This window comes from Scytonema sp. PRP1, assembly GCF_036697665.2.
GTDB lineage: Bacteria > Cyanobacteriota > Cyanobacteriia > Cyanobacteriales > Nostocaceae > Kalymmatonema > Kalymmatonema gypsitolerans.
Window position 1 is genome coordinate 67843 of record NZ_JBAHYJ020000123.1, and the last position, 14723, is coordinate 82565.

Sequence of the window (14723 nt, forward strand, 5' to 3'; positions counted from 1 at the left end):
TATGAATATTGCACATCATATAGAACGAGGTCATCTTCTATTTCCTGACAAAATCGCTTTGATATTTGAAGAGAAAACTTATACCTACAAACAGCTTAATCAGTTAGTCAACCGTGTAGCAAATGTTTTACGGGGGTTAGGAATTAAGAAAGGCGATCGCGTAGCCTTATTTTTACCTAACATTCCAGAATACATCATTTCTTATCTCAGTATTCTCAAAATTGGCGCAATTGCTGTCTCAGTGAACATAATGTTCAAAAGTAATGAAGTCAGCTACATTCTTAAAGATTGTGCTGTTAAGGTAGTCATTACAACAGAGCTTCACAGCGAATATGTGGAGGATGACTTACCTGATTTACAACACATTTTGATTGCAGAAGGTGCTGCAACGAAGGGAAGTAGCTTAACAGAAATGATGGCACAAGCTTCTCAAACAGCACATATTTTGGAGATGGATTGCAATGATCCCAGTAGCATCCTTTACACATCAGGCACAACAGGCTTTCCCAAAGGGGCTACGCTTTCTCATGGTAATGTAATCTCTAATAGTTACTCTGCCAATAATTGTTATTCCATTCAATCAACCGATCGCTTACTTCTTTATCTGCCATTATTTCATTGCTTTGGCCAGAACGCAATTCTCAACAGTGCTCTAAATGCGTGTGCTACTATTATTTTGCAACGCCGATTTGACATAGAGCAAACACTAAAATTAATTAGTGTTCATAAGGTAACAATGTTCTTTGGGGTACCGACAGTATTCATTAAACTGCTGAACTTGGATCTTCCTGTCTGTAACTTTAAAAGTATACGTTACTTTTTTTCTGCTGCGGCACCTATGCCAGTTAAAGTAGTGCAGAATTGGCTAGATAAATATGGATCGCTAATTTATGAAGGGTATGGTTTAACAGAAACATCCCCATTTGCAAGTTATAACCACAAGTTAAAATACAAAATGGGTTCAATTGGTTCTCCAATTGAGAATGTGGAAATGAAGGTTATTGATGATAACGGTCATCAGGTACAACCGGGTGAATTAGGAGAAATAGTTATTCGGGGACCAAACATCATGCTTGGTTATTGGAATCGCCCTGCCGAAACTGCTCAAGTCATTAAAAATGGATGGTTCCATACTGGCGATATTGGCCGGATAGAAGAAGATGGCTTTTTTTACATTGTTGATCGTTTGAAAGACATGATTAATGTATCTGGATTTAAGGTATATCCAACAGAGGTAGAAAACACCATATATCAGCATCAAGCAGTTGCTGAGGTAGCTGTTTATGGTATACCCGATCCAATTAAAGGAGAAATAGTTCAAGCAAGCATTATACTAAAGGCTAATCAAACAATAACACAAGAAGAAATCAGTCTCTTTTGTCATCAAAATTTAGCAAATTTCAAGGTTCCACAAGCTTTTAACTTTGTCGATTCAATTCCGAAAAGTCAAACAGGAAAAGTACTCAAGCGATTACTGCGTGAAGATAGCTTTTCACATTCTTCTCGAATTTAGCGATAAAGGTGGCATTGAGCCTTTGATGCGCAACGTGAAAGTTATCGGAGCAACGCGAAAAAAAAGTTAGATAGTCGTCAAGTGAAGTGGGGGTTGTAAATGGGCTATCGTGCGAGCGCCCTTTGGGCAGCTCCCTTTGGAGCATCGCCTAAGGCACTTCCAAATAAAAAAATATCCCAAATTTTCTTGTGGGATGGCTGTCCCCACCCGTCCTTTGTATTCAGGGCGGGCTTTCCTGCCCACCCCACAATTGAGGATAATTTATTTGTTGGAAATCCCTAAGGTGGGCAGGGAGTGTCATCGCTTGCGATCGCCCAAGGGCACTGGCACCTGTGCAATCGCACTCATTATTTCCAAAAAAATCGGTTCAAACTCTTATTCTTGCGTTCGCGGACAAAAGTTTTCGGTCTACTGACGTTATCTAAGTTTGGTTTGGATTGATTTTAGGCAGTTAATTCATAAGCTAATTTTATGATTCATGCCAAGCAAATAGATTTTGCAACTGCCATACAAGCTTAACTTGTTACCAATGGGCAAGAGTTGATGACATTAAGTCGGTTTAATTCGTGATCATAAAAATCTCTTGTCCCTCCTTGTTCTTTATTGAGATACTTGAGCGGGTTTCAAATTTTTAGCTTTGTAGAAAGTTTCTAAGCTATCGCGATCGCCCACAAAACGCCAGTGCCAAGGTTCATAACTCACCCCTTGAACATTGTCTTTGGGAAACGACATCTCAAACCCGAAACGGGCTGCGTTTGCCTCTAACCATTGATAAGCCTTAGTTTTCTCAAAGTTTGGATTCAGATCGGTTGCTCGTGCTGCTGCATCCCCAATATCCACAGCATAACCTGTATGATGTTCACTGTGACCGGGGGGAGCGCTAACAGCAGCCCGTTGCGCTGGTGTCTGATTCCGCTGGGCACCAACGGTAAAAAATAACTGTTCTTGGTCTTTTATAGAGCGAAAACCGGAAATAGGCACCAAAACGACTCCGGCACTCCGCGCTGCTGCTGCCATTTCTAGAAACTTCTGCGCTGCGGCTTTTCGCATTTTGATGCGCTTATCATTAGAAATTGGCTGTAGTTCTGACTCAGAGGCTTCTGTGTAGGAAAAATGCCCCAAAACTATATTTTCCTTTGATGTGGCTGAATTACCCGCTTTTGATGGAGTTACAGGAGTTGAACTAAGAGGCGAAGGCTGAGAATCTTTTGCTTTTTTGGGTGCGACTACGAAAAACAAAAAACCACTGACGACGGCTATCAAGACAACTCCCACCACTCCCCCAATCATCAAAAGCAACGGGCGAATGCTTACTTTGGGGGCTGTATCAGGAGTATCGCGTAAAGCTTCTGGAATATCTTCACCAGAAGTAGATGGTGTATCTTGCGGTTTTTCAGAAAACCCAGCATTATCCAAGAGTCAGCTCCTGCGTTTGTTCAATATCCATAACAGATTTTGACACTCCCCAGCCTAAAGGCGTGGGGATTCTTCGTTCATAGATCCAACTTGCTCTGACAAGATTGCTCCAGCCAAAGTAGAGGTCGAATCTCCCGAAGCGTTCGGATCATAGACCCAAGTTCCCACATGCCCTGTGGTACTCAAGGCTAACTTCAGAATAATAATGGCAGCATTCCAGTCTCTATCCAGCACAAACCCACACTGACAAGCATGAGTTCTCATAGACAGAGACTTTTTCACATGAGTGCCGCACTTAGAGCATTCTTGGGAGGTATAGGCAGGGTTTACTGCAACCGTTATCTTGCCAAACTTAATGCCAAAATACTCTAACCATTTTCTAAATTGATACCAACCAGCATCATTAATAGATTTGGCAAGACAATGATTTTTAACTAAGTTCTTAATCCTCAAGTCTTCGTAAGCAACCAAATCGTTAGATTGGATTACGCAACGCGCCAGTGTCTTGGCATGTTCTTGACGTTGCCTACTTATTTTGAGGTGTACTCGCGCTAAATTGTTAATGGCTTTTTTGCGGTTGGCAGAACCTTTGTTTTTGCGAGAAACCCGTCGTTGATGAAATTTCAACCGCTTCTCACCTGTGCGATAAAACTTCGGGTTAGGTTCGGTATGTCCATTACTATCGGTGTAAAATCATATGAAGTCCTACATCCAATCCAATGTTTTACCAGTTGGTTGATGTTCTATCTTGTTGTCAGTTCTAATTAGAAATTGAACATAGTACCCATCAGCTTTGTTGACTAACCTAACTCGTTTTATCTGGTCTAGTTGGTAGAAGTTTAAGTCCCACGTTCCTTTGAGTTTGAGCTTGCCAATACCTTTTTTGTCAGTGAATGTGATTTGTTTGCTAGTTTCAGAAAGAGACCATCCAGATGTTTTGTATTCTACTGAGCGACAATTTTTTTGAAAGGTTGGATAGCCCTTCTTTCCCGGAATGGATTTTTTACAATTGTTGTAGAACCGAGCAATCGAACTATAAGCTCTTTCGACTGCTGCTTGGCAAGCGCTAGAGTTTAGGGCTTTGACAAAGGGAAATTCTTCTCTCAACACTTTACTCTGACGATATAGATCTTTCTGTCCTACACCTTGGTTATCCATCCAAGGCAAACGGCTTTGTTGCGGACAAATTGAGTCGTCCTAATTGCCGAATCAATGGCAGTGTATTGAGTTGTTTTTCCCTTAGCCTTGAACTCCAGGACAATCATTTGCGTGGAAAAACCCTACGTAAATATTTTAGCATACAAGAGCCGCTCCTTTAGGACGGGGCTTTAAACTCAAATTTTCGGTAAAGTGGAGAAAAAGAAACGCTGCGGGGTAAAATTTTGCATCTACATACTTAGGTTTCATTTTGACAAACCTCCTAGAACTCTACGTCAAGTTAGTCTTCCTAGTCCTAGTAGGATACACTTTGGGACGCAAACTACCTGCTAGTGTTCCTACGCGTTTAGGGCAGTTCTTATTCTGGGTAGGAGTACCGATAAGCATTGTAGCTTTTTTACGGAAAGCCGACTTGTCAGGACAAATTTGGATGGCAGCAGCGATCGCCCACTTAGCCATTTTACTAGGCGCAGTTTTCGCTTGGGTAGGAATAAAAGCACAGGCTCATCTGACAAACACTGTACCCCACAAATCGACTCAAGGGAGTTTTATCTTAGCGGCAATGGTGGGCAACACAGGTTATATTGGTTATCCCGTTACCTTGTCAATAGTTGGTACACAATACTTTGCCTGGGCGCTGTTTTATGATTTACTCGGGACAACACTCGGGGCGTACGGACTAGGTGCTGCTCTAGCGGCTCGTTATGGCGGTGGGATTCATACTCAATTACAGGTTGTTAAGGCAATTATCATCAATCCTACTCTATGGAGTTTCGGGTTTGGGTTACTATTTCGACAGGTAAAAATCCCTGCACCCGTTGAATTTTGGCTAGAGCAAATTGCTTGGAGTGGCGTAGCCTTATCTCTGGTGTTGATTGGGATGCGACTAAGTAAACTTACTTCATGGCATAGCTTACCAAGGGCAAGCGTTAGCATAGGCATCAAAATGCTACTCGTCCCCGTGATTCTAGGCAGCATTCTACCACTTTTTGGTTTAACTGGGACAACAGCACGGGCGATCGTACTGCAAATGGCGATGCCTCCAGCATTTGCCACACTGGTTCTTGCGGAAACATTCAATCTTGATCGCGACCTTGCAGTGACTGCATTGGCTGTGGGATCGATGGTGTTGCTGGTGACTCTGCCGATTTGGTTGTGGCTGTTTTGAATTTTAGGGAATTCCTGCTTGTTGAAAAATTGACGCAGGTGTGAGTTGAAGCCCTTCAAAAAGCGGATCCGCTAGACTCGCCTCTCCTCTTTTTGTCTGCGGTGGAGCATCAGGATAAAAAATAGTGATAGTTTTGGCTTTACTATCAATTACCCAGACCCTCATTACACCTGCATTCAGGTAATCTGTAGCTTTTTCGCTCATTTCTCCAAAAGTTTGCTCTGGAGAAATTATTTCGATGGCTAATTCTGGAGGAATTGGGCAAGCTTCATCGAAGAGGCGATCGCTCGGCAGGCGAGAATAGGAAATATAGAGTAAATCTGGTACTGGCACCCAATCTCGACCATTGCGCTTAAGAGTCACCGCCCACTCAATGCCTACTTCACCGCGATTTTGGCACCACTGAGTCAACAGGATATAAAGTGCGCCTGTGAGTCTAGAATGGAATCTTTTAGGAGACATCTTTGGTTGAGCTTCTCCATCCACTAATTCATAGGTAACATCCTCTTGTGGCAGTGCAAGGAATTCTTGTAGCGTGAGTTGAGTTTTGACTGGAACCATTTGCCTTATTTTCCCATTGCTATTTAGTTTCCCTACCTCCTCATCTTGCCACTTCCCTTTAGCACAACTGACTCACCTTTGCCACAAGATCCTCGGGACTCATTAATTCGTAAGGTTCAAAAGGCTGATGTATCCAGGGATTGTCAAGCAAATAATCAACGTAGTAATCAGGTGCTATAACCGAACAAGCTTTGTACCAGATAACAGCAGTACGAATTTCCTCAATTGGAGAATCACTGTATTGTTTTAGCCAAGGGAGAGTTTCCTTGAGTGTAACCCCAGAGTCTACTAAGTCATCTACCAAAAGAATGTGCGAACCTAAATTTTCAGTGGTCATTGTCGGGTGACAAGAAAATGTTAAATTGCCTCGTTCTTGCTTACCAGAGCCACTGTATGATGATGTTGCCAAAATCGCCAAAGGCTGCTTATAAATACGTGAGAGGATATCTCCCACTCGCAGCCCCCCTCTAGCAAGGCAAACAATTTGGTTGAATTTCCAGCCGGATTCATAAATCTGAGCAGCCAGTTGTTCAATTTTTTGGTGATAATCTGACCAAGAAACGTAAAGGTCTGGCATAGGGAACTTAATTTATTGCTAAGAATGTATGACAAATTCCTTTGATTTTAATATGAGCGCAAGATATTATGAGCGATTCTGCTTCTGATGGCTCTTCCCAACAGACTCCTGAAAGTGAAAAACTGGATTTGAGTACCAAACTTGCTTTCGGTGCTGGGGATTTGGGTACGGCGATCACTGCTATGATTGGGATTTCTTATTTGTCGCCCTTCCTTACAGATGTAGCTGGTTTAAATCCGCAATTAGCAGGACAAACCCAACTCGTCGGAAAAGTTTGGGATGCGGTGAACGATCCGATGGTGGGGGTGTTGAGCGATCGCACCCAAAGTCAGCAGGGAAGGCGTTATCCCTGGATGATCTGGGGAGCAATTCCCTTTGGAATTTTCTTTTTTTTGCAGTGGATTGTGCCCCACTTCAGTAATAACGATCAGGCGAATCAGTGGGGCTTGTTTTGGTATTACACTGCTATTTCGATTTTGTTTAATGCCTTTTATACAGTCGTCAATTTACCATACACTGCTCTGACAGCAGAACTCACCCAAGACTACGACGAACGCACCAGTCTCAACAGTTTTCGCTTTACCTTTTCTATTGGCGGTAGCATTCTTGCTCTAGTTATCGGTTTAGTCATCTCTCTAATCATTCCTAGTAACCGCAGCCAACAGTATTTATTACTAGGAGCCATCTGTGCCATTATCTCTGTTTTGCCCGTGTATTGGTGTGTTTGGGGAACCAAAAAACGCGCCCAAGCTGTAGCAAAGTTACACCCCCAAACCGAGCAAATCTCTATTCCATTATTGCAGCAACTCAAAATTGCTTTTACCAATCGCCCTTTCTTATTTGTCGTGGGGATTTATCTGTGTTCTTGGTTAGCTGTGCAGCTAACTGCTGGTATTATTCCGTACTTTGTCACCAGTTGGATGCGTCTTCCGCAATGGCACATTAGCTTAGTGCTTTTGGCGGTGCAAGGAACTGCTATGTCTATGCTCTTTGTTTGGAGTGCCATCAGTCGGCGCTACGGCAAACAAGCCGTCTACTTTATGGGAATGAGTGTGTGGATGATCGCCCAGAGTGGACTCTTTTTCGTACAGCCAGGTCAAGTTGTGTTGATGTACGTTTTAGCAGTCTTAGCAGGTTTTGGAGTATCTACGGCTTATCTAGTTCCCTGGTCGATGTTACCTGATGTGATTGAACTCGATGAATTAAACACCGGTCAGCGACGAGAAGGCATTTTTTATAGTTTTATAGTGTTTGTCCAAAAAATCTGCTTGGGGATTGCAGTTAACGTTGTTTTACAAAGGTTAGGTATAGCTGGTTATATTAAACCCACAAACGAAATCCCGCTACCAATCCAACCAGATTCGGTATTACAAGTGATTCGCTTCTCTATTGGTCCCATACCAGCGATCGCTTTGATTTGTGGCTTAGTTTTAACGTATTTTTACCCACTGACCCGTGAGATGCATGCACAAATTTTACTAAAGCTTAAGGAACGTCAGAAGTAAATGTATTGCCCTCAATGTCCTTACACCAGTTTTCAGTTAGATGAATTACCAACATCAGATTTAACCCTCAGCCTCAACCCTTGCAAAAGTTGGGGCTGGAGGTTAAAAGCCTCTCTCTTTACAGAAAAGAGATTTGGAGAGAGGTTTATGTGTAATCTATTGATTTGAAAATTGCTGTAAGGAGATACTACAGTTTCACATCAGCAGGAAGAAGCACTTTATTAATCACATGAATCACGCCATTAGTAGCTTTGATATCTGCTTTAGTGACTTTTGCCTTATCCACCATTACACTACCGTTATTAACCTTAACGTTAACTGCGGTACCTTCAACTGTCTTGACTTGACCAGACTTGATAGTTTTAGAATCAACTGCGCCAGGCACAACATGGTAGGTCAAAATCTTTTGCAAGGTTGCCTTGTTTTCTGGCTTGAGCAGTTTTTGCAAGGTTCCCTTTGGTAGAGCTGCAAATGCAGCATCTGTGGGTGCAAATACAGTAAATGGACCACTACCAGACAGAGTGTCTACAAGATCTGCTGCCTTCAAAGCTGCTACCAAGGTTTTGAAAGAAGGATTGGCGCTGGCAACATCGACAATTGTACCTGTAGCAGTTGCTTGAGAAACCGATGTAGCAGGCTTGGTCGATGAAGCTGGGTGAGAACCAGCGAACGTTGGAACGCTGACCAAAAGACTAGCTGCAGCGATCGCAATACCAACTGCTTTATTAAATAAGTGTTGAGATTGTTGGGCTTTCATGGGTGTTAGCTTGACACGATGTTAATATATGACTCTTCTTATTACGATTTGTTTCCGTATCGGCAAAAATTTTAACAAAATTTCCGTAAGCCTAGAACTAGGAGGTTATCAGGCAGTTGTCTTTTGCAAACACTCAGAAGTTAACTTTTATCTACCAAACAGGGTTGAAATTTGCAAAGCTTCGTTAGCATCGCTGGTGTAGGCTTGACGGCAGGTTGTATAGTTGTATCTTTGGACAAACTTGGTACGGATATGCGCACCGATCTATATTAGCTAAGTTGTCTGAGAATTTATAATAATACTTAATATAAACATGAATGGAAAAAAGGCTTTAGACTAAATGGCAGCCCCAAGCTTACAAGAAATTTCCACTCGGTTAGAAAGTTTAAATTCGGGCGATCGCATGGTAGCCCTTGCTTCGTTGAGGAATATTCCCGCAGAGGATGCAGTGCCTTTAATTAAAAAGGTATTGGATGACGAATCACTGCAAATCAGATCAATGGCAATTTTTGCCTTGGGAATCAAGCAAACAGAAGAATGTTACCCAATTTTGGTGCGAATTCTGGAAACCGACCCAGATTATGGTATCCGTGCTGACGCTGCAGGTGCTTTAGGATACTTACAAGATGTTCGAGCTGTTGAACCGCTGATGCGGATATTTTATGAGGATACAGACTGGCTAGTACGCTTTAGTGCAGCCGTAGCTCTTGGTAATCTTAAAGACCTCCGCGCCCGTGATATCCTCATTAAGGCATTGGATAGCGAGGAAGTTGTCTTACACCAAGCAGCGATCGCCGCACTAGGAGAAATCAAAGACATCGAGTCAGTAGATAAAATTCTGCGCTTTGCCCAATCAGAAGATTGGTTAGTGCGCCAGCGTCTTGCAGAAGCCTTAGGTCATCTTCCTAGTCCCAAGAGTGTTTCAGCTTTAAAATACCTGGAAAAAGATAACCATAAACACGTTGCTGAGGCGGCGAGGATTTCCCTTAAACGGTTGGAAGAAGCAGGAAATCAAGCTTAAAGGTGTGTACAGAAAAAAGCGCGGGGAGTACGGTCAAAATCACTCCCTAATTCCTCATCCCTGGGACCTCGCTCCTGCTACCTTGGAATAAGTAAGAGAAAAGGATTTTGAAGCAAGGTAATTTCATTGATGAATATAGAAGAGTTTTTTCAACTGAGCGTTGGTAAATGGTTTTCCCATCGTACCAGTCACCATCTGGCTTTTAAGCAATCAGAAGACGGCAAATCAGACATTATGATAGAGACGCTGCCGGCTTCACATCCAGAAGTGGTCAAACTATGTCAACAGTACGATATTGACCCGAAAGGCGCTTCCTGTGGTGCTAGAGTCACTTGGAATGGCACGATGGAATGGGATGAAGAAAAGCACACAGGTTCTACAGTGTTGGTTGCCGTTCCAGACGAAGATAATCCCAATGAAGGCAAGTTGCTGCGGGAAATGGGCTATGCCGAGAAAGCCCCAGTCGCCGGACGCTACAAGATGGGCAATGATGAGGCGTTGACTCTAACAACAGAGTATGAAACTATGTGGTCTGAGGAACGCTTGTGGTTTGCCAGTCCCAATTTACGGATGCGCGTGAGTGTGCTGAAACGTTTTGGTGGCTTTAGTATGGCTTCGTTCACTTCTGAGATTCGTATGGGTGGAAGTCAGCCTACAGCAAAAGCTTCTGAGGCAACGAACTCAGCATTAAGTTAGTTTTGCTTATTGATATTCCCCACAGCTATGAAACGATCGCGATCGCGTAAGTTAACAAAAAGCTGGGGGATTCTTTAACGTTGTTTAACTTTGTCTAGATTTGTCCAAGTGCTCTAGAGCGGCTGTGGTACTATTAATTAAATACCGTGGGGCACACGGAAATTAACGCTTGAGGAAGCATCTGCAACGGTGTGACATGAGAAAGTAAGACGCAACTAGGCGCAAGCTAAAAGCGCGCTCTCAGCCCAAGAATCCCATCGCTTTTTAGCCGTGGGAATGTCAAGATAGTTAAAGTTTTAAATCAAATAGCCCCCGTTACCGGGGGCTATTTGATTGGTAAAGTTTTTCTTAAAACTTTTCACTATACTTTTTGAGTAAAAAATATATCAATATTACAGTAAAAGCATCCCAGCTTGTGTAAAGTTTTGCAAAATAAGATGTGCTTTTAGGGTACAATTTCCTTAAAATCACACTTAAATTAATATTGTGCTGATTTTTCATTCCCGACAAAGTAAAATAAAGTGCAAGCAGGAGTGCTTACCAAAAAATAACCAGGGTTGTTTGAATCTCCCATAGACGGGCTAGGGGAGTCAGTAACACAACAACACAGAAAACTACCGAAAGCACTCTATTCAATATTGGTGCAAACATCTGCCATAACTAAACCAAATTAACTTTGACGTTCCACTGAGATGGGAGAGTGGTTTGTATTGCAGTGCCTGAAGAAATTTATCTTTGCACGATTGGAGCAACCAATGTGCTAGCGACTCAAGAGAGAAACTGTTTGAAATATGGCTCAAAAAGCAGGGATAAACAATTAACTTCTGTTGTGACCTTATCAGCCCATATCCCCTTGTTAATCTAGGTGCACAGATGGGGAACTTCAAGTTCCCATGAAAGAGCCAGCGATCGAGCAGCACTCTTGGTAAGTCCCAACAACCGGGAACTGGCATAAACCCCTCACCGTGGGCACGCAAGAGCGGCGTTAGCACAGCTAGCTGCTCCCGAATCAAGCATGGGCACAGTGAACGCGTTAGCGTAAGCTCCTGGCTTTGCAAGGCACGCGTAGGGTCTCCGGAGGAGATACCCGTTCGCCTTTGGCGTGCCCCAGGCATAGGGCGAAAGGGATTAAAAGTAGTGGCATGAAAGTCAAAAGTCTGAGACTTTTGGCTAATGACTCATGACTAAGGACAAATAGCTAATCCAAAACCGCATGACTTATACCGCTTCTATACAAGAGTTCATCTCTGAATTATTCCCCTTCAATCAACTGCCAACATCAGAGCTGGCAAAATTAATTCCTAAGTTTGAGATGTTGCGTTACCGCATGGGTCAGAACGTTTTGGTGCGGGATCAAATGCCTACTCAAATATCAATCATTTATGAAGGACAGGCTCGCTTGCTGAGTTATGACCCTAATACTCAGATGCCTGAAACACTACAATTAGTTAAAACCGGAGAAATTCTGGGTTGGACTAGTTTGCTAAGGGGGATTCCATCCGAAACAGTCATAGCTTCTACAGAAACCGTTTGTCTGACTCTGAGCGCCACAGAGTTTTTAGCGTTGCTCAGAAATTCTCCTGCCGTAGGTATTTACTTTGAGAATCGCTGTAGTGCTCTTGAAGTTTTTGAGCTACTGAGTGCTGAATTAGGACCGCGAGCGGATAGTGAAGCTGTGCTAGTTTCATATGGTGTGACAGATATCAAAGAATTAACTTTAGAAGTTTTAGACGAAGCAGTTGTCTGCACGTTCCTAGAGGAAAGAATACCTTTGGAGCAGCTAGACCCTGAACTGGTGTGGTTTGTCAGTGGCGGGATGCTAAAAGATTTTCCTGTGGGAAGTCGTTTAGACCTAGAAAATGTCGTAACCTATCTAGAGGTCGAGAGTTTTGGTTATGTTCGCTTGGTAGGTTTGCCTCGGGCAACCCTTTCTGCGTCTGCGTCTGCAATCAGAGATTCCTCAAGGATAAACCCCTTGCTGGCTCAAATACCTTATGCACCTGACCATCCTCGCCAGCCAGAAAAACCATCGAGCAGTCAATCACAGCCAAAATATCCTCATGTTCATGGCAGAGGTCCTCTAAACGCGACTTTGGCTTGCTTCCAAATGCTGAGCCAGCATTTAAATATGCCCTTTCGCCGGGATGTGATTCATCAAGTCTTGACCAACCAGGTTGAGCGTACTCAAACCCTTTCACTACAGCTTTGCGGTGCGGTTGCTGAACTCATCGGGTTAAATACTCAATTTATAACTGTGTCAGCCAGAGCAATCACAAAACTGCAAGCTCCTGCGATGATTCGCTGGCAAGATACTTTCGCAATTATTTATGAAATTAGCGAAAAGAAGCTGGTGCTAGGTGTACCAGAAGTTGGCATTATCCAGCAAGAGCCTGACTATTTTGTTGAGAATTGGGGCGAAGAAGGTCAGGTATTGCTGCTCAAGGTTGCCAAACATACCCCTAAACAGCGGTTTAGCTTACGTTGGTTTATCCCTTCGCTGCTGCAATACCGCAAAGTTTTACTCGAAGTTCTAATTGCTTCCTTTTTTGTCCAAGTCTTTGGTCTGGCGAATCCCTTAGTCATCCAGATAATTATCGACAAAGTGATTATTCAAAACGGCTTTGAAACGCTGAATGTGTTGGGTGTTTTGCTATTCATTATGGCTGTTTTTGAAGGACTTTTAACTAGTGTCCGCACTTATTTATTTGTCGATACGACTAACCGGATTGACCTGACTTTAGGCTCAGAAATTATTGACCGTCTGTTCCGTTTACCCTTGCGCTATTTTGAACGGCGTCCTGTAGGGGAACTAGCGACTCGTGCTAATGAGTTGGAAAATATCCGCTCTTTTATGACAGGAACTGCTTTAACAGTCGTGTTGGACGCAGTTTTTGGTGCAATCTACATCGTGGTGATGGTGTTCTACAGTTGGATACTGACTCTTGTTGCTTTGGCAACTGTACCCGTGTTTGCTGTGATGACGATGTTTTTTTCCTCCATAGTGCGCCGACAACTGCGTACCAAAGCTGAGCGTTATTCCCAAACACAATCTTATTTAGTAGAAGCGCTGTCAGGAATTCAAACAGTGAAAGCGCAAAATATTGAGTTGCGATCGCGCTGGCAATGGCAACAATACTACAGTAACTATGTGACTGCTGGTTTTCAAACTGTTGTCACTTCCACTGCTGCTAGTGTCACTAGCAATTTTCTTAACCAAGTTTCTTCCTTATTTGTGTTATGGGTGGGAGCCTACCTAGTACTGAAAGGACAACTTACCTTAGGACAACTCATTGCCTTCCGCATTATCGCTGGCTACGTCACGGCTCCTTTACTACGATTAACGCAATTGTGGCAAAACTTTCAAGAAACGGCTCTCTCTTTGGAACGCCTCGCTGACATCTTGGATACTCCGTCAGAAACTGACGAAGAAGACCGCAAAAATATTCCAATACCCCCGATTAAAGGCGCTGTTAAGTATGAAAACGTCTCGTTTCGTTTTACGCCCAATGGTCCACTTCAGTTGAATAATATTAACCTTGATTTTCCAGCAGGAAAATTTGTCGGCATTGTAGGACAAAGTGGTTCTGGGAAAAGTACTTTGACCAAGCTTTTACCGCGACTATATGACTTGGAGTCTGGGAGAATTCTGGTAGATGGCTACGACATCGCTAAAATAGAACTCTATTCGCTGCGCCGTCAGATTGGTATGGTGCTTCAAGACTCACTTTTGTTTGACGGTACTATACAGGAAAATATTGCGCTGACAAATCCCGATGCTACCACTGAAGAAATTATCGCAGCAGCCAAAGTTGCTGTAGCTCATGACTTTATTATGTCTCTGCCCAATGGCTACAACACTAGAGTCGGGGAGAGAGGTTCAGCGTTATCTGGAGGACAGCGCCAGCGTATAGCGATCGCTCGTACAGTTTTGCAAAACCCCCGCTTGCTGATTCTGGATGAAGCAACCAGTGCTTTAGATTACCAGTCTGAACGCCAAGCTTGTCAGAATTTGGCAGTTGCCTTTCGGGGTAGAACAGTGTTTTTTATTACCCATCGTCTAACTACAGTGAAGAATGCTGATATCATTCTGCTATTAGATCAAGGCTTAGTTGTAGAACAGGGAACCCACGATGAACTAATGGCGCAACAAGGACGTTACTACTGCCTTTATCAACAACAGGAATCACAACTTTAAACAGACCAGAAGCAGGAAAACAGGGTAGCAGGAAACCAGGGTAGCAGACAAGAAGAATAATTTTTGACTCTTAATTCTTGACTAATGTACAGACGCCTTGAATAAAAGCGTTTCTAATGTACAGACGCGCTAGAGATGAAAGCGCCTTTACAACTC

At 43.1% G+C, this 14723-nt stretch carries 10 protein-coding genes and 1 pseudogene; 6 read left to right on the forward strand and 5 right to left on the reverse strand.

Annotation, left to right across the window (positions count from 1 at the left end; translation table 11 throughout):
* Position 1 precedes the first annotated feature (1 nt).
* Positions 2 to 1513, forward strand: coding sequence for a long-chain-fatty-acid--CoA ligase (locus V5G28_RS32560; RefSeq protein WP_332991504.1), 1512 nt, complete (start codon positions 2 to 4; stop codon positions 1511 to 1513).
* 600 nt (positions 1514 to 2113) lie between these two features.
* Here the strand turns inward: V5G28_RS32560 and V5G28_RS32565 are convergent.
* Entirely contained in the window at positions 2114 to 2929 is an 816-nt protein-coding gene (locus V5G28_RS32565) for a M15 family metallopeptidase (protein ID WP_332991506.1), read from the reverse strand.
* Positions 2930 to 2983: 54 nt separating this feature from the next.
* Positions 2984 to 4194, reverse strand: a pseudogene (locus tag V5G28_RS32570) (RNA-guided endonuclease InsQ/TnpB family protein).
* A gap of 143 nt (positions 4195 to 4337) precedes the next feature.
* On the opposite strand from V5G28_RS32570, the gene V5G28_RS32575 reads away from it, so the two are divergent.
* Complete coding sequence (locus V5G28_RS32575; protein ID WP_332991508.1) at positions 4338 to 5255, forward strand: AEC family transporter; 918 nt, start codon at positions 4338 to 4340, stop codon at positions 5253 to 5255.
* Between the two features lie 3 nt (positions 5256 to 5258).
* Here V5G28_RS32575 and V5G28_RS32580 read toward each other — a convergent pair whose 3' ends face one another.
* Complete coding sequence (locus V5G28_RS32580; protein ID WP_332991510.1) at positions 5259 to 5816, reverse strand: Uma2 family endonuclease; 558 nt, start codon at positions 5814 to 5816, stop codon at positions 5259 to 5261.
* A 58-nt stretch (positions 5817 to 5874) separates the two neighbouring features.
* A complete protein-coding gene (locus V5G28_RS32585; RefSeq protein WP_096565075.1) occupies positions 5875 to 6393 on the reverse strand; it encodes a phosphoribosyltransferase in 519 nt (172 codons plus the stop codon).
* A gap of 68 nt (positions 6394 to 6461) precedes the next feature.
* Here V5G28_RS32585 and V5G28_RS32590 point away from each other — a divergent pair, with 68 nt between their 5' ends.
* Entirely contained in the window at positions 6462 to 7898 is a 1437-nt protein-coding gene (locus V5G28_RS32590) for an MFS transporter (protein WP_332991513.1), read from the forward strand.
* Positions 7899 to 8085: 187 nt separating this feature from the next.
* Here the strand turns inward: V5G28_RS32590 and V5G28_RS32595 are convergent, their stop codons facing one another.
* Positions 8086 to 8655 (reverse strand): fasciclin domain-containing protein, encoded by a 570-nt coding sequence (locus V5G28_RS32595; RefSeq protein WP_332991515.1) that lies wholly within the window; start codon positions 8653 to 8655, stop codon positions 8086 to 8088.
* Positions 8656 to 8995: 340 nt separating this feature from the next.
* Here V5G28_RS32595 and V5G28_RS32600 point away from each other — a divergent pair, with 340 nt between their 5' ends.
* The 3 genes from V5G28_RS32600 to V5G28_RS32610 all read left to right on the forward strand — a co-directional run bounded on the left by V5G28_RS32600 (position 8996) and on the right by V5G28_RS32610 (position 14567).
* Entirely contained in the window at positions 8996 to 9676 is a 681-nt protein-coding gene (locus V5G28_RS32600) for a HEAT repeat domain-containing protein (protein ID WP_332991517.1), read from the forward strand.
* 129 nt (positions 9677 to 9805) lie between these two features.
* Positions 9806 to 10372 (forward strand): phycobiliprotein lyase, encoded by a 567-nt coding sequence (locus V5G28_RS32605; protein ID WP_332991519.1) that lies wholly within the window; start codon positions 9806 to 9808, stop codon positions 10370 to 10372.
* 1213 nt (positions 10373 to 11585) lie between these two features.
* Positions 11586 to 14567, forward strand: a complete 2982-nt coding sequence (locus V5G28_RS32610; protein WP_332991521.1) for a type I secretion system permease/ATPase — start codon at positions 11586 to 11588, stop codon at positions 14565 to 14567.
* Positions 14568 to 14723: the final 156 nt, after the last annotated feature.